This is a genomic window from Methylobacterium sp. GC_Met_3 (genome assembly GCF_026540775.1).
In the GTDB taxonomy this organism is placed as follows: Bacteria; Pseudomonadota; Alphaproteobacteria; order Rhizobiales; family Beijerinckiaceae; genus Methylobacterium.
Genome location: NZ_JALNUL010000038.1, coordinates 13,241 through 39,877, shown reverse-complemented (window position 1 = coordinate 39,877; position 26,637 = coordinate 13,241). Strand labels below are relative to the sequence as shown.

27 protein-coding genes are annotated in these 26,637 nt (G+C 63.8%); 12 read left to right on the top strand and 15 right to left on the bottom strand.

Going from position 1 to position 26,637, the window contains the following annotated elements; genetic code table 11:
• Positions 1–121: 121 nt before the first annotated feature.
• The 6 genes from flgK to OXS27_RS25760 form a co-directional block, all read right to left on the bottom strand.
• Positions 122–1,957 carry a flagellar hook-associated protein FlgK gene (flgK, locus tag OXS27_RS25785; RefSeq protein ID WP_267359834.1) on the bottom strand — a complete coding sequence of 612 codons (1,836 nt, stop codon included), beginning with the start codon at positions 1,955–1,957 and terminating at the stop codon, positions 122–124.
• A 34-nt stretch (positions 1,958–1,991) separates the two neighbouring features.
• A complete protein-coding gene (locus tag OXS27_RS25780) occupies positions 1,992–3,257 on the bottom strand; it encodes a flagellar hook-basal body complex protein (RefSeq protein WP_267359832.1) in 1,266 nt (421 codons plus the stop codon).
• A gap of 619 nt (positions 3,258–3,876) precedes the next feature.
• The gene (locus OXS27_RS25775) at positions 3,877–4,266 is read right to left on the bottom strand and encodes a hypothetical protein (protein WP_267359830.1); all 390 of its coding nucleotides are present in this window, start codon (positions 4,264–4,266) and stop codon (positions 3,877–3,879) included.
• Entirely contained in the window at positions 4,263–4,895 is a 633-nt protein-coding gene (locus OXS27_RS25770) for a ParA family protein (RefSeq protein WP_267359828.1), read from the bottom strand. Before OXS27_RS25770 ends, OXS27_RS25775 begins: the two co-directional genes overlap by 4 nt.
• Entirely contained in the window at positions 4,895–5,902 is a 1,008-nt protein-coding gene (locus OXS27_RS25765) for a tyrosine-type recombinase/integrase (protein ID WP_267359826.1), read from the bottom strand. Before OXS27_RS25765 ends, OXS27_RS25770 begins: the two co-directional genes overlap by 1 nt.
• Complete coding sequence (locus OXS27_RS25760) at positions 5,899–6,177, bottom strand: hypothetical protein (protein ID WP_267359824.1); 279 nt, start codon at positions 6,175–6,177, stop codon at positions 5,899–5,901. The genes OXS27_RS25765 and OXS27_RS25760 overlap by 4 nt, the downstream gene beginning before the upstream one ends.
• A gap of 477 nt (positions 6,178–6,654) precedes the next feature.
• Between OXS27_RS25760 and OXS27_RS25755 the strand changes: the two genes are divergently transcribed.
• Positions 6,655–8,901 (top strand): TonB-dependent siderophore receptor, encoded by a 2,247-nt coding sequence (locus OXS27_RS25755; protein ID WP_267359822.1) that lies wholly within the window; start codon positions 6,655–6,657, stop codon positions 8,899–8,901.
• A gap of 57 nt (positions 8,902–8,958) precedes the next feature.
• Here OXS27_RS25755 and OXS27_RS25750 read toward each other — a convergent pair whose 3' ends face one another.
• A complete protein-coding gene (locus tag OXS27_RS25750; protein WP_267359820.1) occupies positions 8,959–9,345 on the bottom strand; it encodes a transposase in 387 nt (128 codons plus the stop codon).
• Positions 9,346–9,568: 223 nt separating this feature from the next.
• Positions 9,569–10,282 carry a DUF4142 domain-containing protein gene (locus OXS27_RS25745; RefSeq protein WP_267359818.1) on the bottom strand — a complete coding sequence of 238 codons (714 nt, stop codon included), beginning with the start codon at positions 10,280–10,282 and terminating at the stop codon, positions 9,569–9,571.
• Positions 10,283–10,524: 242 nt separating this feature from the next.
• Between OXS27_RS25745 and OXS27_RS25740 the strand changes: the two genes are divergently transcribed.
• Entirely contained in the window at positions 10,525–10,908 is a 384-nt protein-coding gene (locus OXS27_RS25740; protein ID WP_267359816.1) for a hypothetical protein, read from the top strand.
• An 80-nt stretch (positions 10,909–10,988) separates the two neighbouring features.
• On the opposite strand, the gene OXS27_RS25735 is transcribed toward OXS27_RS25740, so the two are convergent.
• Complete coding sequence (locus OXS27_RS25735; protein ID WP_267359814.1) at positions 10,989–11,711, bottom strand: DUF4142 domain-containing protein; 723 nt, start codon at positions 11,709–11,711, stop codon at positions 10,989–10,991.
• A 410-nt stretch (positions 11,712–12,121) separates the two neighbouring features.
• Here OXS27_RS25735 and OXS27_RS25730 point away from each other — a divergent pair, with 410 nt between their 5' ends.
• Positions 12,122–13,777 carry a porin gene (locus OXS27_RS25730; protein ID WP_267359812.1) on the top strand — a complete coding sequence of 552 codons (1,656 nt, stop codon included), beginning with the start codon at positions 12,122–12,124 and terminating at the stop codon, positions 13,775–13,777.
• Between the two features lie 334 nt (positions 13,778–14,111).
• Positions 14,112–14,342, top strand: coding sequence for a hypothetical protein (locus OXS27_RS25725; RefSeq protein WP_267359810.1), 231 nt, complete (start codon positions 14,112–14,114; stop codon positions 14,340–14,342).
• Between the two features lie 967 nt (positions 14,343–15,309).
• On the opposite strand, the gene OXS27_RS25720 is transcribed toward OXS27_RS25725, so the two are convergent.
• On the bottom strand, positions 15,310–16,068 hold the full coding sequence (locus OXS27_RS25720; protein ID WP_267359808.1) for an AraC family transcriptional regulator: 759 nt from the start codon (positions 16,066–16,068) through the stop codon (positions 15,310–15,312).
• 919 nt (positions 16,069–16,987) lie between these two features.
• On the opposite strand from OXS27_RS25720, the gene OXS27_RS32710 reads away from it, so the two are divergent.
• Positions 16,988–18,547, top strand: coding sequence for a sensor domain-containing diguanylate cyclase (locus tag OXS27_RS32710; RefSeq protein WP_267359806.1), 1,560 nt, complete (start codon positions 16,988–16,990; stop codon positions 18,545–18,547).
• 10 nt (positions 18,548–18,557) lie between these two features.
• Positions 18,558–18,773, top strand: a complete 216-nt coding sequence (locus OXS27_RS25710) for a hypothetical protein (protein WP_267359804.1) — start codon at positions 18,558–18,560, stop codon at positions 18,771–18,773.
• A gap of 562 nt (positions 18,774–19,335) precedes the next feature.
• Here the strand turns inward: OXS27_RS25710 and OXS27_RS25705 are convergent.
• The gene (locus OXS27_RS25705) at positions 19,336–20,574 is read right to left on the bottom strand and encodes a hypothetical protein (protein WP_267359802.1); all 1,239 of its coding nucleotides are present in this window, start codon (positions 20,572–20,574) and stop codon (positions 19,336–19,338) included.
• A 386-nt stretch (positions 20,575–20,960) separates the two neighbouring features.
• Between OXS27_RS25705 and OXS27_RS25700 the strand changes: the two genes are divergently transcribed.
• The 3 genes from OXS27_RS25700 (at position 20,961) to OXS27_RS25690 (ending at position 23,098) form a co-directional block, all read left to right on the top strand.
• Positions 20,961–21,425 carry a hypothetical protein gene (locus OXS27_RS25700; protein WP_267359800.1) on the top strand — a complete coding sequence of 155 codons (465 nt, stop codon included), beginning with the start codon at positions 20,961–20,963 and terminating at the stop codon, positions 21,423–21,425.
• 62 nt (positions 21,426–21,487) lie between these two features.
• Entirely contained in the window at positions 21,488–22,615 is a 1,128-nt protein-coding gene (locus OXS27_RS25695) for a hypothetical protein (protein WP_267359798.1), read from the top strand.
• Positions 22,616–22,681: 66 nt separating this feature from the next.
• A complete protein-coding gene (locus OXS27_RS25690) occupies positions 22,682–23,098 on the top strand; it encodes a hypothetical protein (protein WP_267359796.1) in 417 nt (138 codons plus the stop codon).
• Positions 23,099–23,123: 25 nt separating this feature from the next.
• On the opposite strand, the gene OXS27_RS25685 is transcribed toward OXS27_RS25690, so the two are convergent.
• Positions 23,124–23,264, bottom strand: coding sequence for a hypothetical protein (locus OXS27_RS25685; RefSeq protein WP_267359794.1), 141 nt, complete (start codon positions 23,262–23,264; stop codon positions 23,124–23,126).
• Positions 23,264–23,515 (bottom strand): hypothetical protein, encoded by a 252-nt coding sequence (locus OXS27_RS25680; protein ID WP_267359792.1) that lies wholly within the window; start codon positions 23,513–23,515, stop codon positions 23,264–23,266. The genes OXS27_RS25685 and OXS27_RS25680 overlap by 1 nt, the downstream gene beginning before the upstream one ends.
• 728 nt (positions 23,516–24,243) lie before the next feature.
• Here OXS27_RS25680 and OXS27_RS25675 point away from each other — a divergent pair.
• From OXS27_RS25675 to OXS27_RS25665, 3 genes are all read left to right on the top strand, one after another.
• Positions 24,244–24,480, top strand: a complete 237-nt coding sequence (locus OXS27_RS25675; protein WP_267359790.1) for a hypothetical protein — start codon at positions 24,244–24,246, stop codon at positions 24,478–24,480.
• Positions 24,481–24,900: 420 nt separating this feature from the next.
• Positions 24,901–25,161, top strand: a complete 261-nt coding sequence (locus tag OXS27_RS25670) for a hypothetical protein (RefSeq protein WP_267359788.1) — start codon at positions 24,901–24,903, stop codon at positions 25,159–25,161.
• Positions 25,162–25,365, top strand: a complete 204-nt coding sequence (locus tag OXS27_RS25665) for a hypothetical protein (RefSeq protein ID WP_267359786.1) — start codon at positions 25,162–25,164, stop codon at positions 25,363–25,365.
• 69 nt (positions 25,366–25,434) lie between these two features.
• Here OXS27_RS25665 and OXS27_RS25660 read toward each other — a convergent pair whose 3' ends face one another.
• Both OXS27_RS25660 and OXS27_RS25655 read right to left on the bottom strand, forming a co-directional pair.
• A complete protein-coding gene (locus tag OXS27_RS25660; RefSeq protein ID WP_267359784.1) occupies positions 25,435–25,689 on the bottom strand; it encodes a hypothetical protein in 255 nt (84 codons plus the stop codon).
• Between the two features lie 68 nt (positions 25,690–25,757).
• Positions 25,758–26,369: a hypothetical protein gene (locus OXS27_RS25655; RefSeq protein ID WP_267359782.1), complete on the bottom strand. Its 612-nt coding sequence runs from the start codon at positions 26,367–26,369 to the stop codon at positions 25,758–25,760.
• Between the last annotated feature and the right edge of the window lie 268 nt (positions 26,370–26,637).

Sequence of the window (26,637 nt, the reverse complement as noted above, 5' to 3'; positions counted from 1 at the left end):
ACTTGGCCGCTGGAGAGCTGGGTCGACAAGTCGTTGAGCTGGTTCTTCAGCGTCACGAGCTGCGAGGTGTTGCGGTTGACGATATAGGAGCCCGCCGCGAAGGGTGAGATCGTTGTCATGGTCAGATCTGCAGCAGCTGGTTGAGCATGTCACGGGCGGCGGTCAGCACCCGTGCGTTGGCGCCGTAGGCGGTCTGCAACGCGACTAAGTTCGACATTTCCTCGTCGATACTGACGCCCGCCCCCGAGGAGAACCTGCTCTGTGCCGTTGCGAGAGCGGTCTGATGGGTATCGTCTAGCGAGGAGGCCGTGGTGGCGGCCGCTCCTTGTGCCGAGATGACATCCTGCGCAAAACCGACCACGGTGGCACTGTAGGGCGCGGAGATGCCTCCGATCCCGCTCGCCGACGAGAACGTCTGCTGGGTCGAGGTCAGAGCTGCAAACAGGCCCTGCGCGCGAGTTCCGGTAGCGGTCGTATCCGTGGCGCTGGTCGCTGTCAGCACCGACGTGTTGGCGGATACCATGCTGTTTATGGTGAGGCGCTGCGCGAGACCTACAAGCTGCGAGCCGCCATCGAGCGAGCCCGTGTAGAGGTTGTTGCCCGTACCATCGACGAACAACGCGATCTGCGGATAGCCCGCCTTAGGATCCGCGGATGTTGGGACGGTGATGTTCGCCGACGCCGTCACCTGCGGGCTGGCGGCCGTGCTCACGATGGTGAGGCTCGCGGCGGTGCCACTCACCGACAGGGTCGGGTCAAGAGTGCTCAGAGTCGCGCTGATCTGCGCCGCAGTCACCGGGATCTTGATCTTCGCCACAAGGGCGTTGGCGTCGGTGGTTTGGCTCGCGGTGATGGAGGTCGATGGGTCAGTCGAGGCAACCAAAATGATGTTTCGGCCGGTGCTGGTCGCGCTAGCCGGGATCGTCAGGGTGTTACCGGCCTGGAGACCGGTCAGATCTATCGTTGCGGTATTTCCTGTCGTTCCCTGTGTCGCTGTGACTTGTTTGTTAGTCAGCGCCGTGGCGAGCCCGGCCGCGAGGTCGTCGAGCTGGCGCTGGGCCTGCGGCAGGGTCTGGTCACGCAGCTCGATGTTGGCCGCGAGGCTGCCCGAGCGCAGGACCCCTGGCGCGCCGAGGTCGATCTGGCCGCCCCCCGGCAGCGTGGCAGTGATGGTTCCCACCGAACGCTTGCTTGGATCGGTGGAGTAGGTCGAATTGGCATTCAGGGTGCCGCGCCCATCGAACGCCAGGGTCGCCGCGGATCCCCGATCGACCAGCGTCACGCCGGATTGGGTCATAACCGAGACCGATCCATCGCTTTGAGCGGAGGTCTGGACGTCCATGTAACTCGACAGGCTATTGATTGCCTGGTCGCGCTGGTCCTGGAGGTCGGCCAGAGATGCGCTGTCGGTCGTGTTCTGGATTTTCGTGTTCAAGCTCGCGATGCTGGACAGTAGGGTGCTAGCGGAGGCTGTATCGGTACCAAGCTGCGTTTCAACCCCGGTGCGCAGGCTCTGAACGCTTGACGCAATGCCATTGATTTGGCCAGCGAGCGCCGAAGCATTGCTCAGTACGGTGGACCGCGCAGCAGAAGATGTCGGGTTGGCAGAAAGTTCCTGAAGGGACTCCGTGAATGTGTTCAATGTACCATCGAGAGCCGTCGAGCTGCCGGGCGTCCCATAGAGCGCATCGAGCTGCGCGATGGTAGTAGATTTGGTACTGGTGTAGGCAGCTCCGGAAGTCTCCTGTCGAAGTTGCTTCAGCGCTGCCGTGTCGAAGATGCGCGTAACTGACCCGCTAGCGACGCCTGAATTGCTGGTGCCGGTGGCGACTGACGAAAGCGTCCGCTTGACGTAGCCGACTGTGCCAGCGTTGGCGACATTCTGCGAGACGACGTTGATCGCCGCCTGGGTGGCCGCAAGCCCAGCCGTCGCAGTAGAAAGCGCGTTCAGCGACATCTCACGGCCTCCGTGTCTTGAGTTGTATTCCTACTCAGCGGATTACATTGAGCAAATCGGACATCATCGTCTGAGCCGTCGACATCACGCGTGTGTTCGCTGAATAGGCTTGCTGGGTTACAATCATCTTGGAGAACTCGGTCGCAATGTCCGCATTCGATCCTTCAACACTAGATCCGGTTATCGTACTGCCATCGAGACCGGCCAAGGGTGACCCGGAGTCCGCCGTCTGTAGATAATTACCGTTTGAGTCAGCTTGTAGGCCGTCAGGATTAGCGAACTGGGCAATTCCGACCTTAGCCAGAGCTACCACCGAGCCGTTGGAGAATGTTCCATTGATCTTGCCATCGCTTCCTACTGCAACACTCGTAAGATTGCCGGAACTATTGCCATTCTGGCTAAGCGCGTTCGTCGTAGCGGCCCCAGTACTATCAGCGTACTGAGTTAGCCCACCGGATATATCCAATTTAAGGCTAGGGAATGTGTAATCACCAATGGCTACATTGCTTAACGTTGCCGACCCACCGGTAGGAGAGGTGAGCGCGCCTGTTGAGTCAAATGTAAAATCGGGTCCCGTCTTAGTCCAATTGGCAGAACTAGTTGTGCTGCTATTATAATATAAGTTCCAGGTAGCCTGACCGCCACCTGCAGTGCCGCTTGTTGTTTGTACCCAGCGCGTATTAATCGTGAGTGGTGCGCCAGTCGCCGTGTAGGCTGTGATCGCAGGGCCTACAATGCTGTTTGCTGGAACGGCTGTCGAGTCCACTGTTGGCGTCGCAGGCAGGTTGGCTGCATAGGTAATAGTAGTTGTGGCTTGGGCAGGAAGAGAGACATTCCCAAGCTTGATGAGGCCTGTGCCGGTTGTCTGACCTGTCACGGGATCTAGATTGGTACCGGTCAGGTACCCTCCTGCTCCATTGACTAGGTACCCGTCTTTATCTTGCGAGAAATCGCCACGACGTGTATAGGCATTTGTTCCACTGAATGTGGAGGCTCCGTTGGCATCACCAGTCTTTTGCACTACCGTGAAAAACCCTGATCCAGTAATTGCCATGTTGGTCGGGGTGCTCGTCGAAGTAACACTTCCAGCGATGGTGTTGGTAAGCTGTGATTGAGCAATTACGGATCCGGACACCTCTTTGGTTGGAGTAGTCTGAGACATAAGATCGACAAAGCTTGTATCAATACCCTTATATCCGACGGTTTGCGAATTGGCGATGTTTCCAGAAATGTTGCTGATAGCGTAGGATTGAGCTTTCAAACCTGATACGGAGGTCTGAAGGGCAGAAAAGAGATCCATGGCAGTACTCGGCTAAGGTCCGTCCAGCGCGCCGCAAAATCTAAGCCATGAAAAAATCCAATAATTACAACAGCATATGCAGTCTCTATCTCGGCGGTGCGCTGTCAACTAGGAAAAATATTCCGAGCGGCGGCATTCTTTGCTCAGTGCGATGCACAATGAGAATGGTCGAAACCGGCGCCCATCAACTCTAGAGATGCAGCGCATGAATACTTATTTTTTGCTTAATAGAGCGTGTAAATTCTTCCATTATTTGTTGGCGAGATCAGAGTGGTATCTACTATAGAAATTCACTTCTGCTGTGATCCTTGAAGGCGTTCGCCCGCCGGATGTAGCCGACCACCGTCCGCGGATCCCGGTGGCCTGACTAATCCATGATCCGCGCGAGATCGGCCTCACGAACCCTAAACCTCACACGATCACGTGGTAACGTGGTCACGTTAAACCGCTTCGTTGCCGTCAGGGCAGAACTTGAGCCGCCCCTCTTCACCAAGTCAAAGCGCGCCTCCGTCATCAGTCGGAATTTGAGCGAGCGCGCATAGGACGAATACAGCGACGAACCGCATCACGCTCAGCCGTCGAGGGAAAAATCGCGCCACGTGGTCACGTGACCACGTGACTAGTCGCCTCGGTTCAACGCGTCGAAGTCCCGCCCGTGCTGGCGCAGCACCAGCCGCAGTCCCTCGACGTAGAGATCATGTGGCTTGCAGTCCGTTGCGGCTGCAATCTCGCGCAGCGCTTTGAACACCTTCGGATGCGCGTAGATCGATGCGTGCGGTTTCTCGTACCGAACGCGGCGCTTGTAACCCTCGGGCCCGGCGGGCTCATCGGTCACGCGATCAGCAACAACGTTGGCCCGTGGAGTCGTTGTCACGTCGTCACGCTGTAACGTGGCAACGTTGTCACGTTGGAACGTGATAGCGTTATCACGTGGCGGTTCGGCTGCTGGTGCTGCGGCGGCTATCCGGGCGAGCTGGTCGTTGATGGACGGGCGGGGTTTCTTGCTCATGCCTTCGCGCCTCCGAGCTGCGCCTTGATCCACTGCCAGAGAAGCCGAACCTCGACGGCCGCCTTGCCCTTAGGCGCTAGTTCCGTGACGCCCTGTCCCGTCGTCATTGAGTCGAGAAAGTCCGAGCGTGTCGCCACCATCGACGGCGCCAGTGCCCCTGTGCTCACCAGGGCGGTCGCTGCATCGAGCGTGCGGGCCTGCGTGGTTGGGTTACATTGGTTGAGCACGAAGGCGAACTGCCGCTTGAGGAGACGCAGTTGCTCCACTGTCGGCCGCGCTGCTTCGACATCCAGGATCGACGGCTTCACCGGTAGGAGGCACAGGCTGGCCTCGCGCAGCACCAAAGCGACGTCGGGACCGAACCGGCCGGGTGTGTCCACGATCACGAGCGAGACCGCCCCGGCGCCCCGGATCCTACCAAGCGTGCCGGCGAAGGCTGAAGGTTCAACTCGCTGCACGTCGAGACCGTTAGCCTCACGCCGCTTGCCCCAGCCGGCTAGCGACGCCTGCGGATCCGTGTCAAGCGCCGCGACCGTCTCCCCATCCTGCATAGCCGCGACGGCGAGCGAAGCGGCGAGGGTGCTTTTGCCGCTGCCGCCCTTTTGTGTCGTGAGTGCCAGGACGCGCATCACAGCCCCGCCATCCCGGCCGGGTTCTGCTTGAAGAGCTGCCCGGACCGGATGTAGCCGCTCGTCGTGTCGAAGCGCTTGTGCCGGAGCTGCCGCTGAATGGCATGACCCGGCGCATCGTTCGCAGCCGCCGACGTGGCAAGCCCCGAGCGCAGCGAGTGGCCGGCATAGGCTGCCGCGAGGCGCCGCGCTTCCTCCGGCGCGTGCCCTTCCGCCAGCGCGGCCGCCTCGACCGTGCGCTGTACGATCCGAGCAACCGCGCGGCCTGTCACCGCCTCGGTGCCGATCCGCCCGTGCCTGTCTATCGGCCGGAACGCCGGCCCCTCCTTCAAGCGAGCCGCCTTGATCCAGGCTCGATAGCTGCGCACCGGGCACGTCTCCATGTTCGAACCATAGGGTACGCCTATCTCGGCACCCTCCCCTGATTGATCTGTCTTGCTGCGGCCGAGGTGGACGACCAGGCCGTCGGGCCGCTCCTCAACCCACGCCGCGCCATCCCTGTGTGCAACTTCCAGCCCCACCAGTTCCGAGCGTCGGAGCGCGGCTGCGAAGCCCACGAGGATCAGCGCCCGATCTCGTGTGCCAGCTAGGGTGTTGGGCAGGGTGGCGACCGCGCGCCGGAGATCCACGGTCATCAGAGGCCGCTTCTTCGCTGCCGGCTGGCCGTGCGCACGCTTGATGCCCCTCCACGTGTCGCGGAACGCGGCCGACGACAGGTCGAGCTCAAGTCCCGCTGCAGCGTGCTGCTCGCGGATCGCAGCTAGACGACGTTGTAACGTGGCAACTTTCAACGTGGTCGCGTGGTCAATCAGATAGGCTAGCACCGCGGCCGGGCTGGCAGGCAACGACACCTCGCCCCGCGTCCCGCACCAATAGGCGAACGCCCGCACATCGGAGGCATAAGCTCGGCGCGTGTTCGCCGCTCGCGACTGATCGGCATACTGGCGGGCCTGATCGGCGAACGCCTGAAGGCTGGTCGGCGAGGGGAGGGCGACCTCTGCACTCAAGACTGCGTCTCTTCGGCCAGCGGTTCGCCTTCGTCGATCGCCGAGACGATCTGGTTTCGCACCAGCTTCAGTGCGGCTTGTATAGGGTCAGCCCAGTCAGGCCGCTGGGCATTCTGTATGACCTCGGACGGCACGACGACCGCGAACCGTGTCTGCCCTCGTGAACGAGCATGCCAAAAGCCACGAACCTCGATGCCGTCCGCCACTGGCCGCGCTTTGACGATGAAGTCCTGCCCGGCGTGTGAAAAGGGGAGGCGCGGCGGCGTCGAGGGCATGCTGTCTTCTGGTGTCCGATAATGTCTTGTTATCGGACCTTAGACCACCACGCAGGAACTGGCAACGGGATCGCGTCACCACGTTGTAACGTGGTCATGTGGTCGTGTGGTCGCGTGGCTATGGGCAGGGTGATCGCTTATCTCGGCCTCACCAGCCGCAGCGCGGTCGGGTGTGCGCAGGGCCGGGATGTAGACCGTCGAACGGTCCCGGCCATCCACGTGCCTCAGCTATCCTTGCCTTCGGGCTCTCATCTCAACGGCTTCAGCGCCGCTGCTGGCTGCTGTTACCGCGGTGCCACAACTTCCATCGTTTTGTTTGCAATGGCTTGTTCGGCTGTAACCTTCACCGTATCGGTGAGTCAGAAAAGTCAACAAAACCAGTAGTTTATTATTCTTCTAAACAGCACGGAAGCCACGTCGCACCCCTCAGCGGCGAGCGCGAACGGCTGCGCGAAACAAGTCCGGGGCTTGCGTAGTATGATCACCTCTTCTCTTCGTCCTCGCGCCGCACGAGTTTTCCTCCTTGCCGGCGCATCGCTGTTGGCGATGCAAGCCGCGCAGGCTCAAGAGGCGACTCAGCCGCGTCGTGGTGGCTCAAATCCTCCTGCCGAGAGCAGCGTGCAACTGCAGGAGCTGAGTGTCGAAAGCCAAGGCGGCAGCGGCCCGGTTGCCCCGGCCCGGGTTGGGGCGCGCGCGCGGGCGGTGGAGAGCCCGACCGGCCCGATCGACGGCTACGTAGCCCGGCGCTCGGCCACCGCCACCAAGACCAACACGCCGCTGATCGAGACGCCGCAATCGATCACCGTGGTCGGCCGCCAGCAGCTCGACACCCAGAACGCCCAGACCCTCACCCAGGCGACCCAGTACGTCGCCGGAACCTATGCTGGCACCTTCGGCGCCGACACGCGCATCGACTACTTCCAGCTGCGCGGCTTCGTGGTCAGCGATTACGGCCTCTACCTCAACGGCCTGCAGCTCCTGAACTACGGCTTCGCCTACAGCCGGGTGGACACGTTCGGACTGGAGCGCGTCGAGGTGCTGCGCGGCCCCTCCGCGGTGCTGTTCGGCGCCGGCAATCCCGGCGGCCTGATCAACCAGATCAGCAAGCGCCCGACCGAGAACCCGTTCGGCTACATCGAAGTTGGCGGCGGCTCGTTCGACCAGCGCTACGCCGCCTTCGACGTCGGCGGCCCGGCCGACGCGGAGGGCCACTGGTTCACCCGGCTCACCGGCTATGCCCGCAACGGCGGCACGCAGGTCCAGGGTGCGCCGGACGACAGCTACTACATCGCCCCGGCCTTCACCTATAAGCCGGACGGATCGACCAAGTTCACGGTGCTGTCGAGCTTCCAGCACGACAACACGGCCGTGACCTCGAACTTCCTGCCGTATTACGGCACGGTTCGGCCGCAGGCCGAGGGCCTGCGCATCCCGCGCTCGCTCAACGTGGGCGATGCCGGCTTCAACACCTTCCAGCGCGATCAGGCCTTCATCGGCTACGAGTTCGAGCATGTCTTCGACGACACCTGGGCGGTGCGCCAGAACGCTCGCTACGGGATCACCGAGAGCTTCCAGAACTCGTACATCGGCCAGCTCGGCTACGCCGATGCCCAGCAGACGCAGCTCGCCCGCTACCTGTTCCGGGATCACGCCAAGGTCGCGCAGCTCGATGTCGACACCCAGGCCGAGGCCAAGTTCTCCGACGGGTTCTTCCGCCACGATTTCCTGATGGGCGTGGAGTACCGGAACTTCCAGATCCACGACAACCAGGCCTCGGGCTTCCCAGCCCCCAGCCTCAATATCTTCGCGCCGAGCTACGGCCCTCAGGCGGTCTCGGCGACACCGTACTTGGTTAACGCCGACTCGTTCCAGCAGGTCGGCCTGTACTTCCAGGACCAGATCAAGCTCACGCCCGAGCTGACCCTCGTTGTCGGTGGTCGTCAGGACTTCGTCGAGAACACCGTCTACGACCGCCTGACCCCGTCCAACACCAACGGTCGCAACGACAGCGCCTTCACCTATCGAGTGGCGGCGATCTACAATTTCGACTTCGGCCTCGCGCCGTATGTCATGTACTCGACCTCGTTCCAGCCCGAGATCGGCACGGACATCAACAACCGGGCGTTCAAGCCCGATACCGGCGAGCAGATCGAGGGCGGCGTCAAGTTCGAGCCGCCCGGCCAGGGCTACTTCCTGACGCTGGCGGGCTTCGACATCCACCGCAACAACGTGCTCACCCCCAACCCGGTGAACACGCTGTTCAACACCCAGGTCGGCGAGGTGCGCTCCACCGGCTTCGAGGCGCAGCTAGTTGCCAACCTGTTCGACGGCCTCAACCTGATCGCCTCGTTCACCGATTTCGGGTTCACCACGGTCAAGGATGCCGACCCGACGCGGATCGGCAAGACGCCCGTCAACATCCCCGAGAACTTCGCTTCGCTGTTCGCAGATTACACGATACCGACGGGCGACTGGCGCGGCTTCGGCTTCGGCGGCGGTGTACGCTATGTCGGACGCTCATTCGCGGACGTGGCCAACACTCTGAAGGTGTCGGAGTACGTCCTGTTCGACGCGCAGGTGCACTACGATTACGAGAATTGGCGCTTCCAGGTGAACGCCACGAACATCGCCGACAAGCGCTTCGTCTCGTCGTGCCAGTCGTCTACATCGTGCTTCTACGGCGACGCCCGGCGCGTACTGGCGAAGATCAGCTACAAATGGTGACGGTAGCCTAACACTCGGAGCCTGTGGGGGATTGTAGATCCCCCAAGAATAGGCCCGTTAATTGCCCGCCTGTCGGTCACTGTCTCGGCTGTGCGGGCGCCAGTTGCGGTCGATCCTGAGCCCGCGACGCTGCGGTCGCGCGCGCGCCATCGCAACGGGATCGAGGGCTTGCGCTTCCTGTACCCAGCCTGCCTCCGTCAGCGCCTTCAGCATGGCCGACCAGAACGGTCGGTGACGCCAGTTGCTGAAGCGCTGGTAGATGCCGCCGGGCGAGCCGTAGACCTTTGGGCAATCTGGCCAGCGACATCCGCTGACGGAGACATGAATGATGCCAGACAACGCGTGTCGATCGTTGCTCCGGGCTTGGGAATTCGTTGGCAGGTATGGCGCGATGATCGCCCACTGCGCGTCGCTGAGCCAGAACAAGCTATCCTGATCAAGCATGCGGTTTAGCCATCCGGCAACGTCCGCGTGAGTTAGACCTGCTTCAGTCGAGTGACAATGGTGAATGCCCGCGCGCGAGGCCGGGCGAGCCGTGATGATATGGCCGCCCGGCCGGTCGCGAACCAAGCTGATTGGTCTGGGTCGGGAATGGAAAAGGCGACGGGTCAGTGCCCGCCGCCTCCTAAAAACAGCAAGGTCTGAAGATGACCCACTACAGCGAGTTTCACATGCCCTGCTGCAGCTGCTGGGCCGCACGGTAGTGGTGCTCGTAGACCGGCAGCGCTTGCTGCGCGTAGGTCCGCAGAACCGGGCTCGGTCCCGACGCTGCGTAGGACTGCGTCATGGCGATCGCCCGCTGATGCGATTGCAGCTGCTGCTGGACGTACAAGCTGTCGAAGGCCGGGCCCGCCGGGGTCGCTGAGAGGTCCGACAGCATCGCCTGCTGGGCTGGGCTGGGCGCGACAACGGTGGAACCGGTATCCACTACCTCACCCTGGCCGACGCCGCTGCCGACCTGCGCACCGCGAGCGGCTCCGGTGCTAGCCCCCTCCAAACCGCCGACCGGTCCGCCCGACAGGGTGCCGCCGACCACGCCGGCCGCTGCCCCAGTCGCTGCGCCAACCGCACCGCCAGCCACTGCGAGCGGTGCCGCGAGTACGCCACCCACCGGGCCGCCGACTTCGGCTCCCTGTAACCGGTCGTAGTTCCGCTCACCGCCGACCAAGGCTGCGTTGGCAGCCCGGTGATCGCGGACCGCCTCTTCGGCGTAGGCACGTACCGCGGGGTTGCGGGTTTTCGAAAGCGCGATCTCGGCGGCCTGGATTTCGTAGGCGTTCGACTCCAGGGAGCGGACGCGGAATTCGGTGAACCCCTGAGCCAGTGCCGGAGCTGACACAGATAAGACCAGCACCGTTGCGATCGCGTGGGATTTGAACATAATCAACCTCAAGAAATTCATATGCGGACTGCTCTGTTGGAAGGCGTTCGGCAACTACAATACGCTTCCCAATCAGGGTCACGCTTCGACCCTCCAACGGCGCATATTCTGCTCGGTTCCTCGCACAACTTGATCAGGCTCGTCCCGATCGAAGCGAACGCATCTGCTAAGGTCGAGAGCAAGCTGGCGTATCTCGGTACAGATCGCCTACCCTGAGGCTTGCCGCCGGCGGTCACGCCGATTTGCTGGCGATCACCGGAGAGACGGTCGTGTGCTGTCGAGCCCTCATAGCCCTAGCCGTTGCAACGGGTATGCATGCCCCATCCGCTCTCGCGCAGACCCAAGACGAGCAGGCTTTAGCCCTGCTCCGAGCGTCCAGTGCGCAGTCAGCCATCATCACATTCTGCGGCAAGCACTACGCCATCGACGGCACGACCGCGCTGCGGATCTCACAGACCGCGCGAGATGTGGCCACCAAGGTTCTTGGTCAGGAAAAGGCTAATGCCGCCTTCAAGGACGAGTTGGCGCGACGCTATGCTGAGGTGAAGGAGGTCGGAGAGCAGCAGTGGTGCACCGACCAGCGTGATGAGCTCGCCGAAAGCGATATCCGGATTTTCAAGAACTGAGATGCCTGCAGGCCCGCTGGATGAGCCCCGCCATCTGGACGGACTATGATCATGAGGCAGGCACCTTATAAGCAGCTATTTTATTTCGTCTTTGCGCTAAGTTCGCCGAGATGGCGTTGCACGATGCGGTGGGTCTCGGTGGCAAAGGACTTCAGATCAGGGTTGGTGCCAGAGCTGGCCTCCTTGGCAAAGGCGGCGCCATCCGCGTCGTGAATGGCCTTCATGTCCTTGACGTAGGCCGAGTCGAAGGCGGCGCCGGATAGACCCTTCATTCGGTCGAGCCGGCCCTGGAACTCGGCGTTCAACGCATCCGGAAAGGAGAGCCCGGCGCCAGTGGCGATCGACTTCAGCTTGTCGCCGACGAGGCCATGGTCGTGCGCTTCGGTGTTGCCTTGGTCCTTGATGTCCTGACGCGCACCCTTGTCCTCGGCGAGCTTGCCTAACTCAACCTCGTACATCCCGCCCTGTGAGACCTTAGCGACGAAAGCCTTGTCCTCATCGGATACAGTCGCGGCTTGCGCTGCCACGAGTCCAGCCAACGACAGGGTCGCAGCGAGGAAAAGGCGAGTGGTCGGTCGGCTGTAGGGCATGGGATGAAACTCCTGTCGTTCGACACAAACTCGCCGGCCATCTGTATGATGCATCACGGTTTGCTGATGAGGCCGAAGCGCGGTGGCCTCGTGCTCCAGCGTCGCCCATTTCCAGGCATCGAGAGTGCCCGGCATGTACGCGGCGGTGCGAAGGCTCAGATCTTGGTCAGCCTCCTGGCTGAAATCCCGGGGTTCCCGCTCACCAAACCGCATCGGGTACATATTCAGCGATCCATGCTCTCTGATCCCGTCCGGCCAATGTTGAGGTCAGCCAACCGGATACGGCCCACAATCAAAGCCGCTGCTCTGGTCGCGTAGGGGTAGGCCACGTGTCGTCATGGTATGGCCGTCCGGCCGGTGCGTGCCGCAGCGTACCGTGAGGGCAAAGGGGCTTGCCACACCTGTGGCGGAACAGACACGGTTCCCTCAAACCAAAGGTTTCCAGGATGAAACCAGTTGGCTGAGCGTAGCCGTTCCAGCATGATCCTGCTCCAGCAAGCCTCCACGGTGTGAGAGGCTGCCGGAGCACGCCACTAAGACGCGGGCCCAAACAATAATGAGCGGTTTGACCTGAAAAATCAGGCAGCACCGTGGTTACGGGTCTCGAAGTATTGGGGTTGCTGATGAAGTTCCTGAAGAGTTCCCTCCTTGGATCCGCCGCCGCGTTCGCGGCAGTTGGCGCCGCGCACGCAGCCGATCTGCCGGTCAAGAAGGCCGTGCCGATCGAATACGTCCGCGTCTGTAGCGCTTACGGCGCCGGCTTCTTCTACATCCCCGGCACCGATACCTGCCTGCGCGTCTCGGGCCGCGCCCGGTTCGAGGGCGGATACCAGACCAGCTACACCCGCCAAGCGGGCGCCGCCGGTGACACGTCGGGCTACCAGGGCCGGATGCGCATCAACCTCGATGCCCGCACCCAGACCGCCTACGGCACCCTGCGTGCCTTCGTGCGCCTCGATGCCGGTGCCCGTACCGGTTACTCCGGCGTCGGCACCTCCGGCACCCAGCAGCGTATCGGCCAGGCCTATGCCGGCATCGGCACCGACAGCTTCGGCCGCGACCAGCAGTACATGAACGTCGACAAGGCGTTCATCCAGTTCGCGGGGCTCACCGCCGGTCGCGCCTCCTCGTTCTTCGACTTCTACGCCCACGACTTCGAGTTCGCCGGCGCGACCGCCGGTTCGGACGTGTTCTCGACCAACCTGCTGGCCTACACCGCCACGGTCGGCAACGGCCTGTCGGCGACGATCTCGATCGAAGACCCGGTCTTCCGCCGCACCCCGATCTTCTCGCCGACCAACATCTCCGCGACGGTCAACACCGGCGCCGTGTCGAACTTCGGCGTGACCAACCAGCCGACCCCGGTCTTCGTGGGCTACAACGCGGCCGGAGCCCCAACCCGCTACGGCAACATCGACAGCATCGAGCGTTCGCGCCTGCCCGACTTCGTCGGCGTCGTGCGCCTCGATCAGGCCTGGGGTTCGGCTCAGCTCTCGGCCGCCACCCACGAGCTGAACGTCGGCAACCTCTCCACCGCCGCCAGCACCGGCACCGGCACCATCGTCGCCCCGGCCCATACCAACAACGTCCAGGCCTGGGCCATTCAGGGCGGCCTGAAGATCAACGCGCCGTTCATCGCCCCGGGCGACGCCCTGTACCTGCAGGGTGCCTACGGCGAGGGCGCGCAGCTCTACACCGGCTACTCCTCGTACACCGGCTCGTACACCCAGAGCACCACGACCATCCAGGGTCAGAAGTTCGCTCAGTACTTCTCCGACGCGACCATCAACCCCTATACTGGCCAGCTACAGACTTCGACCAGCTTCACGGCGGTCGCCTCGTACCTGCACTACTGGACGCCGGAGTGGCGCTCGGCCTTCTTCGGCTCCTACGGCGAGCAGAGCTTCTCCAACAGCGCCCGCCTCGCCCAGGGCGCGGTCTACAGCCTCGTGAGCGGTCTGGCCGGCAGCAACCCGTTCGGTTCGAACGCGGTCGGTACGCCGGGCACCCGGTTCTACCAGCTGAGCCAGGCGCTGCGCGACACCTACCAGTTCGTGGCCGGTGCGAGCATCATCTGGTCGCCGGTCAAGGACCTCGACATCGGCGTGGAAGGCTTCTACACGCAGATCGGCCTGAAGAGCGGCCGGGCGATCGACCTCGACAAGAGCCCGACCGCCTATGCCAACATCGCCGGCATCAACAACGGCACCTTCGCGGTCCGTACCGCCACGCAGGACTCGGTCTCGCAGATCCGCTTCCGCGTCCAGCGCGACTTCTAGTTTCCCATCCTCAGATCGAGACTGGTTGTTCCCAAAGCTTCCCGGTCTTGATGTCCCCGTGCAAAGGGACCCAACTAGCCCGGCCGAAAGGCCGGGCTTTTTGTTGCGCAGTCACTCGAATTCATCGACCTACCCTCAGTCCCGCGCTCCTCTCCGCCATGGCCAAAGAGATCCCCAGCGTCGGCGACCTACGCCGCAAGTCCGAGGTGGCAGTGGGGTTCAACGAGTAGGGAGAATGACTACCGAGATCGCTGGAGAACCGTGTGGATGGGGCTCAAATCCTCTTGCCACTACGGCCGCTTGCACTGCTCAGGATGATCTGGGAGAGGCTGGCATGACCGAGGAGCAGATTGACGACCTGCAGGTGCTATCGGATCTACGCTCCTGGCATCGGATACAAATCGAGCAGGCATCCGGCAATATCCGCGTCGTGCAAGCACACGAGCAAGCCATACTTCGGCTCCACCAGCTAAGCGCTATTAAGAGGCAGCGGGCAGCCGAGAATGAGGTGGAACGTCAGCGCGACCTAGTCACGAACTCGCAGACCGGAATGCCCCAGACCTGACCTGGCTTGGTCCGGTAGCCTGAGCCCTGATCTAACACGACCCGAGTTGGCTCCACAGCCACGGCCTTGCTGCCAGAGATCATCAGCGCGCCACAGAACTCGACTCGCAACGTCCCGTGCTCCGGGTGGACAGCGCACGAGTTGTTCGCTGTCCACCCAAGCTGATGCGCTTCGGCGCCCAACCGGTCGCAGAAGTCGATAGCGGCCTCACGGATCGGTGCCCAGCGGGCCGGGGTCAGATACCGGCAGGGCGGGGCGTGCTCAGACAGGCGTTCGATCTGGTCGCGCCATGAGGCAACGGCAGGCGGGAGATCTGACATGCCGCGGCGGTACAGCCGAATGGTTGCTGAACCACAAACCACTCGCTCGGCCCCGCCCCGATCTGGTCACGGGGCGAGGGAGCGTCCGATCTCACCAGCGTGAGCCGATACGCAATGCGGCTCGGCTTGGGAGCAGGATGAAGTGGGGCGGTTACCGAGCTGTGCGCGGCCAGCCCCGCGTGCGTCCCGGACCGGGACTTTGGCACGAAAAATCCCGCGCCGGCGAACCGGGCGGGGTGAAGTTGGGTCATCGAACCCTGGGGGATCCAATCGGCGCTTCATATCTCAGCCGGGGCACGCATGGCGTCACGATGCCGAGATAGAAAAGCCCCGCGCGGCTGAGCCGTCGGGGCTGAAATGGGTCGTTCGGGGGAACGCTTTGTAGACCCGCGAGCAAGAAGGCGGTTCCGGGCCAGCTACGGCGGCCGCTGCCGGTCCGCGGCTCAGCCGCCGCTGACGAAGCCGCCTTGCCCGCCATCGTACCCTGATCGGTCCCGTTCGCCCCGGAAAAAGGGTCTTTTAGGGCCCGCGAAAATAGCGGCGCTACCCAGGGGGTGCCCCTATTTCCGAATAAAAAATGGGGTCGCTTTTTATGTGACGCCTCACGAGGGATCGGCACTCATGGTGCCCCCGCAGGCGGAAGCCGCTCAACTACCCTCACCGCACCCAGCTTGTAAGGATCCACCACCACCTCCCCCCGTCGTAGTAGCCTTTGTCCTCGCGCTTGAGGTGCACGGTAGCGGTGTCGCGAGCTGAGAACGCAAGAATTGCTTCGCGATCCTGAGGCGGGCTGCATCGAGCGGCGCACTGGCACGCGCGAAGCCCTCCAAGCTCGGACGTACACAAGCCGCGAACATATGAAGCGTCGCCTTGACGAGATGGGCGGCCTCCAGCGTCGTAATCGCGTGTCGGTTCGCCGCAAGGCTACGCATGTGATCGGCGAACAGGCGACCTGCACCGCCGTGCAGAACGAGCCCATGCAACGCGTCCTCGTCGGGCAGCAGGGCGGCGATGGATGGACGGGGAAGTGCGATGATCAGAGAGTTCGTCTCCGGCACCCGACTGCGTCGGTAGGGCTGCGACAAGTCGTTCAGGCTGATTGTGCCCGCTGGGACGTCCAGCATGCCGCGCTCGGTCTCGACGGTGTAGGCGTGCTGGCTGAGATGCAGGACGAAGCCGTCCATGCCGTCCCGCCTGATCTGTGGCTTCGACCGGCCGGGTCCCTGTGGCGCGGCGTTCATGATGCGCAGGGCCATCGCACCGATCGGCATGTTCTCAATGCTGCCTGAGAAGCCTCGTGGCTCGGCATTGAGGTCATGCGCGGAGAACAAGGTACGCCAAGCATCGAAGCGGTCGCGCTCGGGCAGGCTATCGGTCGTAAAGTGAGACCTGGGTACGAAGCTCACGGCGCTGGTTCGGCTGGTTTTGGATCTTGGGTGTCCCTAACCCGTATGATGGGTCCAGTCAGTTTCATCCGGGACACAGGCAACGATCACTTGTGGTGTCGCTACGCGGCCGTTTCGTGCTGGGATCCTGCTTTCGGCTGCTGCGCAAAATCGAAAGTTCGACCTTCGCCCCCGGGGTGATCAGCCGATGAGACCACGCCGCCTTCACATGGGGCAGGCGAAGGCTTGCCATTGCGTGTCTGTTAACCACCCCGCGCCACCATACCCTAAGCGATCGGCCTCGGCCGCGCGCCGGAAGAGCAGCACCGGGGTCAGGCTTGCGATGGGCCCCGGTGCGGCCTCGTCGGCGCAGTCGCAGTAGCCCCCGTTGCCTTCGAGCATAAGCGTCGCATGTACGCCCCCGTCGGCAGTGACGAGGACCGAGCGCAAAACTTCGCGTGACGAGGCAGGGGGAGTGCTACATCCCCGGCGGCAAAGGCCGCGGTAGGCCGGACTCAGTCAGACCAAGGAACAGGGCCAAGCGCGTAAGGTCGGTGAGCGCCAACGTGCAATCGCGGCCATTCTCGACGTCAGCGAAGGCTTCGGGCGTGAGATTAGCTAAGCGGGCCGCGTCCGGTAAATAAAAACCCAGCCGAGCCCGCGCTCGCGCGGCATGCGTCGCTAGGTTGTGAAGCACAACCTGCCGCTGTCCCCCGTCTTCGATCATGAGGGGCGTCTGCTCTCGTCTATGTCAGTAATCACATGATTGTTGCATCATTGCCTGCTGCTGCCAACAGGTGGAAATGCACTGGTATTGCTCAAGCGTTGATCCAGAATTGCTGCTCCCGACCACTCCGCAAGTTTTTTCCTTATTTATTCATGAGTTAGCAATGAGTCCGTGCTTCCCTGCTTCGGAGTTTGCCCCCGTAGGTCTGAGGTGGTGCACGCCGAGATCAGCCCACCAGGGCGCCTTGATCGCTCGTGGCTCGGGTCATCGCTGACCCGATGGCTGGCTGTTGCCAACCTCCTTACCGTCGCCGGGCTGATCGGTGTGGCTGCACTTCTGCTTTGGCAGATGCGGGCGGACGCAGAGCGTCGCAGCGAACTCACCACGAATAGCCTCGTTCAGGTGCTCGGGCGAGACATCGCTCGCAACGTCGAACTTTATGACCTGTCCTTGCAGTCGGTCGTCGACAGTTTTAGCCGGACCGACGTCGCACAGGCGTCGCCTGAGCTGCGCCAGCTGATCCTATTTGATCGCGCCGCTTCTGCCCCTGGCTTTGCCTTCCTGCTGCTCCTTGACGCGCGCGGTTTCGTCGTCTCCGGGTCAAACGCCTCCGCGCCGAAGGGGCTCGATCGATCCGATACCGAGTACTTCCGTCATTTCAGCACTCATCTGGACGACGATGGCCTGCACATAAGTCCGCCGGCGATTTCGCGGGTCAGTGGCCTAAGGATGATCATGCTCTCCCGCCGCCTCTCGAACCCCGACGGCTCGTTCGCCGGCGTCGTGGTTGGCGGCATCAAGATCGACTACCTGCGCAGCATGTTCGCTTCGGTCGATGCCGAACACGCCGGGACCGTGACGCTCTACGGACCAGGGGGCATCATCCTGATGCGCGAACCCTTTGATCAAAGTGTGATCGGTGCGAGCGTGGCTGATACCCCGAGCTACCGCCGAATGATCGCGATGCGCGAAGGTAGCTTCGACGGACCCGCAATGGTCGGGGAAGGCGAGCGCCGGCTCACCTTCGCACGGCTCGGCACGGAGCCTCTCACCCTCAGCATCGCCGTGGCACCGTCCACGATCTATGTCGACTGGCAGCGAACAGCGTTCAGCCTCGGCATGGTGCTGGTTAGTCTATGCAGCGTAACGGTCGGCCTCACTTGGTTATTGCGTCGCGAACTGGGTCGGCGTGAGAGGGCCGAAGCAGCACTGCTAGCCGCCAATCGCGGCTTGTCGGCCCAGGCAACCACCGATGCCCTGACCAGCCTCGGCAATCGAAGGCGCTTTGACGAGGCGTTAGCGCAGGAATGGGACCGGGCCGTGCGTGGCTGCCGGCCATTGTCGTTGATCCTGATCGATGCGGACTGGTTCAAAGGCTTCAACGATACCTATGGCCATCAGCGCGGCGACGAAGCCCTTCGGCTGATTGCCGGTTCGATCCGAGCAGCCGCCAACCGCGCGGGTGATATAGTCTGTCGCATCGGTGGCGAAGAGTTCGCGGTCGTCCTGCCGGAGATCGACTCGGCGAGCGCAAAGATCGTAGCCGAACGGATCCGAGCAGCGGTGATGGGCTGGGCTATTCCTCATGCGGCAGGGTCGCACATGGTGCTCACGATAAGTTGCGGCGTGGCTTGCCTTCCTGAAGTCCCAGCTCACAACGCGACGGAGCTCTTCGCGGAGGCCGACGCCGCCTTGTACGTGGCCAAGGGTGCAGGCCGGAACCAAGTTCGTATCGCTGAACCGGATACGAGAGCCCTGCGTCTCGTCGGCTGACGCCGGCAACATGCACGCCCTGGTCGAGGCCATGCGGACCGAATGCGATGCGTGGCGCGAGGAGGCCGAACGATTGGCGCTACCGGCCGGTGCCAACCACGACCGGAAGCCCGGCTGGGACGTGGTTGCACTTCCCGCAGTGGAAACGCTGTGCCACGAGCAGAACTTCTTCCGCCCCCTTGGCCTGAAGCTGATCCCAAGTCCGCCACGTCATAGTCCGGCATGACGTGCATTTCGGGATGCGAAGGCCACGGTATCCCTCATCCGTCCAGTCATTCACCGTCCGCATGCGGGCCGAGGCCACCATCGCAAATCATCTCGTGCAGGATTGAGCCTGGGAAGGCACGAGCGGTGATCTGCAAGAGGGGTGCCTGGCGCTTCGAAAGCTTCGGCTGTCCGCCACATGTCGTTTGAGAAAGGCCTCGCTGAGAACGGCAAGCATGACCATGCGGCCAGAAGCGGAATTGCCCGGCATGATGTGACCGGCTTGGCCCCGCCGCCCGATCTGATCACGGGCTGGCGGGGGAGGTCGTCGATCTCACCGGCGTTCAGGCACGATGCCAGGATCTGGTTAGCCGAAGCACCCCCTTGGGATCCGGCGCCGGTTACGGATCGGGATGGGTCCGGCAGATCGAAATGGTCTGGATGGTCGCCTCCGACCAAGGGGAGGAGGCTATGTGCTCCTACTGGGATTTAACCATCCCCCTTTAATGACCCTTGGATGCACCTTTGAAACCCCTTGGATCCTCCCTTGATGTGCCTTTGATGTTGCACGTTCTTGGCCAGGGTCAGATGTCGGCTGCGATCCGGTTGTAGTCGGCCACCTTCTGCGCCCAGTCCTCGGCGCCCTTCATCCACTTCGCTGTGGCGCTTGTGTGCGCTCGGTGCGTGAGCCGCAGCAGCCCGACCATCAGTGCGTTGTCGAGGTGCCGGGGCAGGGGGATGATCGGCGCATACCCCTTGCTGAGTGCCGTGCGCTCCTGCCCTTCCGTTAACAGCCGGAACGCCGCGTCCTGGGCCGCCGCCGTGATGGCGCGCTCTCCCGGGACCCCGTTCGAGACTGGGCACGGGTGGATCACCTCGCCCTCGGCGGTGTCGGCGTCGATCAGGTGCGGGACGAATTGGACCACGCCGAGCTGGAGCAGCTTGCGCAGTGATGCCCAGACCTTCGTGGAGCCGGTATCGCGCTCGGCGGTGGTGCCGTCTGCCTCCTTGATTGTCTCATGCTCGCCGGTCAGGTGGGGCCGCACGAACGGAGCCGTGTCCCACATCATGACGCCGGTCGAGCGGAAGCCGAAGACCTCGTAGATGCCCTGCTGGCCCACCGGGATCTTCTCGTACTCCTCTCGGATCATCAGCCAGTGCAGGCCGCCGTTCGAGGCCAAGCTCTGCGAGTGGTAGAGATCGACGAACAGCCGGAGGGCCAGCCTGTCCTGCGTCTGCCGGATCTGATCGACCGGCCCGGCGCGGCCCTCGACGCCGTCCACGATGTTGTTCGGCAGCCAGATCCAGTCCTCGGGCAGCGCCACGTCGAGGTCTGGGTGCAGGAAGTACCCGTACTCCTCCGACTTCATCAGCACTCGGCGACGGTCCAGTTCGTCGCCAACCTCCGCCTCGTCGTCGGCGAGCTGCAGCCCGTTCTTGGCCGCCTTCACCTTCTCGAATACCGACCGCTCGGCGTCGGACAGCGCGGCCCCGGGGGCGTACATCCGCTCGAACTCGTCCGCGATCGGCAAGTAGTACAGGGGGCGCGTGCCACCGCGCTTCCGGACGATCAAACCGGCTTCCATCAAGCCCGCAATCGCCTCCTTCACGCGACCGCGGCCGATAGCGGTGTACCGCTCAATGGCGTCGGCCGACCACGCGGAGGTTCGGGCGTGGAAGTTCGAGCCGCGGGCCAAGGTGAGGTAGGCGACCGCCTGGTTCATGGTCGCCCGGTGGCTGACGATCGCCCACATCTCCCGATGGACCGCGAAGAAGCCGCCATGCTCCGCCGTCCGGCCGTCCCCGTCCGCCTTGCGCGCCATCGTGCCCTGATCGGTACCGCTCGCCCCGGAAAAGGGGCCTTTTAGGGCTCGCGAAAATGGGGGCGCTACCCAGGGGGTGCCCCTATTTCCGAATAAAAAATGGGGTCGCTTTTTATGTGACGCCTCACGGCAAGTCGGCGGGCTCTGATCTGAACCCCCACCTCACTGCAGCGCCTACGCCTGACGCTCTCGAAGTCGCAGCCCGGCGCCCCCGCCGTTCTCGGGGATGAACTCCAAGCCGGCGCGCTCGAACGCCTCGACCAGCGCCTTGTTATTCATGGTCGCGACGCGGGCAGTCTCGTCCTTCGTCTCGAACGCGTCGATCGTCGACCCACGACGAGCGGGTGAGCATTGGGGCTGGCAGGCGCTGGCCGACGCTCCTCGGCGTGAGCCTCCGGCACGTCGCCCTCAATTGGGGTACCCCTAAGAGCCACATCGAGCAGGCCTGGACTGGCGAGGCCCTGCGCATCGCCATCGCCCGCGCCGTACCGATGCTCGGCCGCGGCGGCCTGACGCCGGGCCGGATCCGGCGATGGAAAGGCCTGCTGCCGATCGCCGATGCCTTCGACGCCCGGGTAGAAGCTGTCGAGGCCGCGACCGACTGCCGGCGCCTTGAACAGGCTCGCCGGGCTGCGGAGGACGAATTTCGGGACCTGAACCGCGAGGTTGGTCAACAAGTCGCCACCACGCCGGAAGGCCTCGCCGCCCTGGTCCGCGTGATCGGTCGCTACCCGTGGAAGGATACGGGCGGCGCGTGGCCGAACCTGCTGCTCAGTGCTGCCGCCATCGCCGGCATCGACCCCGCCAGCCTCGACCACGAGCACGACGCGATAAACAGGCCCCATGCCTGACGCCGCCACCGCGCGGCGCTCACCGCCGCGCCTCCCCTGATCCTGTGATCCCAGGAGGCCCCATGCCCTCTCTCAATCTGTCCAACCCGTTCCGCCGCGCCGATACAGCCCCGTCGCTGAAGCGTCGCGCGGCCGCCTTGAAATCCGACCTCCTCAACCTCACGGCTCAGCCGGCGATGCCGGACCCGCTGCCGGCGGCCGGCTCGCCTGAAGCCATCGAGGCATGGGGCAAAGCCCGCAGCGAGTTCGACCGCCTGACGAACCTATCCGAGGCCGAGTATGCCGCCCTGCGCATTGGCGACAGCCTGACTCTCTGGACGACGGAATGGGTCAAGGCGGCCCAGCGTGACGATTTCACCCGGTTCTCGGTCCGTGAGATCCCGGCCGCCCGCTCCAAATCCGCCGCCGAACTGGCGGACCTCCTCGTCATCACCACCCGTCGGGATTTGCAATTCGCCGAAGCGCAGCGGCGGACGGCCGTGGGCGAGCTGTACGCGCTGGCCTATCCTGAGGGCGAGGATCCCGCGCCCGAGCCGGACCCGATCCATGCCGCGATCGCGGAGAGCTATCGCGCGGAGGGCGAGATGAAAGCCTTCGGGCTGGACCCGGCCGCGACCTCACGCCCACAGTGGTTCCTGCGCGAGCGGGCGCTGACGGAGGCGCAGTCCGCGGCTCTGGAAGCGGTATGGCGCACCACGCCGACGACACGGGCCGGCCGACTCGCCCTCGTCGACTACGCCCGGTTTCAGACCGCGCTCTACGCCGGCACCGAGACCGACCCCGACTGCCCAAGCTACCTGTTTCGGGAAATCATGGGCGCCATTACCGCGGCGTTCGAGGCCGACTGCGCCCCACCGGACGACAGCGCCACGCACGACCTGTCCGCCTGCGACCTCGCACAACTCGCCCGCCTCTACGAGACCTGGGAGGGCGTGTTTCACCGCCGATCGGTACAGCGGGCACACACCGGCCGGCGAGGTGCTGGACCGCGAGTACGACCGGGCAGGGGCGCTTCTCGCCGATATCGCCGACGAGGTTCGAGGCCGTGTCCCCGCCACCGCCGACGAGCGCAACGAGCGCCTGGGCGTTCTCATCCGGCACGAGATGAACACGAACGGGCGACCGGTCGATGCCGCTCTACTCGCCGAGCTGAACGCCCAGCAGGGGCGCTGAGCCCACCCCCTCCGTAGCCGTGCGTACCGCCCCGGCCGGATCCCGCCGGGCCTTCCCATCATCGCGACCTGAGACCTGACCCAATGGGCGACGTGCTCACCTTCACCCTGCGTCCGAAGCCGACGGCTGCCGCCATCGTCGCGCCGCTCACCGGCCCGGCCCTACGCGCGAGCCTGGAGGAAGCGGCGCAAACCGCCCTCGACGCGGCTGACCGCATCATTGCCGTGCTCGACCGTATGGACGGCGACGCCGACCATGAGGAGGGCGGGGACGCAGAACCGTCCCTGGCCGCACCCGAGAACGTCACCGGCTCGCAGGTGGTCTACATGCGGGGCAGCGACCGCGATGGCGAGGTCGAGGCGCCCGAGACCGTGCTGCCGGTGGTGGCCGTCGTGCCGGCTGAACCGATGCTAGAGGCGATCGTCATACTCTGGCGTGGCCGCGGCAACGTCATCGCGGCGGCCGGGCTGATGCTCGTCGATATGGTGGTGAGACGCTGAGTTGTCAGCTACGGTGCAGCACCCATCAGGCAGCCTGCGCGATCCAGCCGAGTACCGTCACGAAGCGCTCGGCTTGAGCACGGGTCAGATTGGAAACGACGGCGGCACCGTTGCGGAAGACTGCAAAGGTGCCGTCTTCAGCAGCGCGGATCTTGATCGAAGCCATCAGGCCCGCCGGCTTTCGATCGCTTCGATCTGCTGCAGACCCGCGGGCGTGATCTGCCACGTGGAGAAGGTGCCACCGAGATGAGGGCCAGCCTGCTCGCCAAGCCACATGAGGTCGCCTCGGCTTTCGAGACCGCACAAGCGGCTGTGATCGCCTGGCCAAGCTCGGTCCAGCTGACGTTTCACCGAAACACACCCGTCAATCGACTGCGCAGCTTTGGTGAGTAGGCGGTGCTCGTGGTTGACCAGCATCGGTTCTCCTGGGTGGGGCGGCTCCATCACGCGGCACGTCCGAACACTGTGGCGCGTATGGCCAAGCTCGAGCAACAGTGCGGCAACAATGTGGGTTTCTGCGCGGGGTGTCCGCTCCCATAAGCGCTTGGCGCCGGATCGGAGACGATGGCGGCGACTTCGGCCTACCAGCTATCTGAAGTGGCTCATCGGAATAGCGGCAGTCCCGCGCCGATCATGGCGAGGCCGAGTGCGATGAGGCTACCGCCGGTGCTTTCCAGCAGCGTCTGCTGCGTAGGCCGCTTTGATGCAGCTCCCGCGAGTACAACGCCTGCAACGAGACAGCTCAAGCTCAAGATGGCCAATATCGGGTACCTCGACACCCACGGCAGACGTCCTTTAACAGGAGAGCATCCGAGCAGGCTGAACTGCTTATCGACGCGTAACTGAAACAGTGATCGTCCGGACGGCCCAGCCGGTACCGGGTGATCCGACGATGTAGAGGCATAACGAAGACAGAATGCGACCGATCATTTGCCGAGCCTTTCGCCCGCATGTGCGCTGGGCAGATCTCAACGCTACCGCATCCAAATGAAGGCGCCGCCTCAAGGAAGCGCAGCCATTGAGCGATTGGGTTGCAAGCTTGGAAACCTAAATGACGTTGGGCCGGCCGGCACGCTACTCCTCGACCTGCTGGAGCGCGCCTGATGCCAACGGCGCTCCCCTCCCGCCCGACGGCCGAGCGGCGTATGTCTTGGCCCGAGACCGTCCGCTTCCTGCTTCTGATAGCGCGGGTGCGCCTCCTAGACCTGCGGCTGCACGTCATCGTCTCGCTGGGCTACGGCTTCGGCGACGACCAGCTATTGCGCCTGATGCGGCGATGGCTGGCGCTGCACGAAGCGATCGGCGTCCTGTTGCCGGGCATGCCGGAGCCCGAGCACGTCAGGGAGGTGCGAGCGATCATTAGGTACGTCAGGTCAGTCTAGTCCAACGGACGATTGCACATACCGCACGCTGTGATTGCATTAATGTCAGTAGCCGTTATCGAAATGTCGCAGATAAAGCACATGCGGCGGGTAAACAGTAGACCGAGCCGTTATGTGAGTTATCAATTACTGCTCATATCCTCGACTCGTCGAACCTTCTGGCACTACACTGACGGCAGCCACTTGCCCGCGTGTGATCGCTGGCGACGGGTCCGTTGAAGGCGATCAGTGACGTTACGATGTCTGATGGATGGATGCGATGGCATCCGAGTGACTGGCTAGCGTAGGCCCGCGCGATGCACGCGGACCCGGCGGGCGTGTGGGTCGTCCTGCTCGCGGCATGAGGGGCCGATGACCCTACGCGGCAGCATCGATCACTTGAGCCACCGACGGATCTATGGCTGGGCATGGGACCCGGACATGCCTGACGTTTCTCTATGGGTGCTGATCGGCATCACGGGACGCATGCTGGGCCGCTGCCGAGCCATTCAGTTCCGTGAGGATCTGACGGTGGAGGGCATCGGAAACGGCTGGCACGGCTTCACGCTGGACCTTCCCGCGGGACTGCTATCACCACGCCAGGGCTACGAGATTAGCGTCCGCCGCGACGGCGACGGCGCGCATCTGCCCGGCTCGCCCTACGTGCTGGAGCCGGCAATCCGGGTCGTGCGGGAGCCCTAGATGATTGCGTTCCTGCGCCGCCTGCTGCGTCTCGCCTCCGTCCCAGATCCGACTTGGAGCGACGAGGCGATCGCCGCCTTCCTCACCACCCCGACCGCGCCCATGCAGGAGATCCGTCCGCCGCAGGCCTCGAACGATGATCCATTGAGCAGCCTCCGTCAGGGCTTGGAGCGTGAACTGCGGGTGGCGGGGTTGATCCGCTGAGCTGCTACGAGACGATCGCTGCCTTGCTGCAGGTTGAGGTGCTAGGGGCCGTCACCGAGTGCAGAAGGCCTACTCCCGAACGGGCTTCGGCTCTGGCTTGGCAGCCCGCATCAGGCTCTGGATCGAGCGTGGCGGCCGGCCAGCCTTCTGGGCGATCTCGGCCTCCTGCTGCTCAATGAGATCGCGGGCGGGCTGATCGCCGTCGAGACCGCCGAGGATCTCCATCGGCACGCGCCGGTTCGAGGCGCGGCTGGCATCCTCGAACACGACGTCGAACAAGATGAAACCCCGCTCCTGCGGGAACTGTCGTGCACGCTTGGACATGCTGGGCTGATAACCCAGGAGCCCCGGTCGCTCAAAGTTGACTCAACCCTGCCGCCCGGCCGGCCCCGCTACTGCTGCGCCCGCTGACGGAGATAGGCCTGGGGGTCGGCCTCCTCGCGCTCGCGGCTGGCGTTGTTGATCGGGTCGCTGGAGGGCGGGCGCGCCAGCTTCTTGGGCGATTGCCGGTATCCGGTGGGCGGATCGGTCAGCACGTCCCGGTTCGGCTCGACGTCCGAGGGCTCCGCGTTGGCGCTCTTGCCCTTGAGCAGGTCGAAGGGGCTGAGCAGGCTGTCGTCGCGATTGTTGTCGCCGGGCTTGCGCTCGGCCTCGGTGGTCAGGCTCGCGCCGGCCCGGCGGCCGTTGCGCATCTCGTCCACCGAGAGGGTGGCATTGTTGTCGTCGTAGCGGCCCTGGGCTTGGACGCCCTTGGGGTTGCGCCGCTCCACGGCGGCGCGCTCGCGCTCGACGATCTCGGGATCCTTCGGCCAAGCGGCGCTGGTGGAGCGGGCCCGGGGCTGGGGCAGGGCCTTGCCGTCGAGCTTGGGCGGCATCACCAGCGGCGGGCGCTCGTGGTAGTCGATCGGATCCTGGCGCTTCTCCAGGAGGCCAATGCCCGAGAGCGCATCGTGCATGAACTCGCCCTGCTGCTGCGCATATGCGCTGCCCGCGAGGAGCGGCATCAACGCTATCGTAGCGGGAAAGATGAGACGAAGCCTGGGGCGCCCGGTCATGCTGCCTCACGTGTGCCGACCGACGCTTCTGGCTCGGGGAACGGCCGCGGCACAGCCTAGTCCGGCATGTCCGAACTGAGATGGCTTTCCGGCGAACTTAAGGCGCCTGGACTTGCGTGAGCCTCATCACAGGAGGTCTCTCAACGTTGACTTCGCCATGCGCGCCGGCCGACATGGACCGTTCCGGCCGGACCCGCCCTGGCGAGTCGTGAGCCGG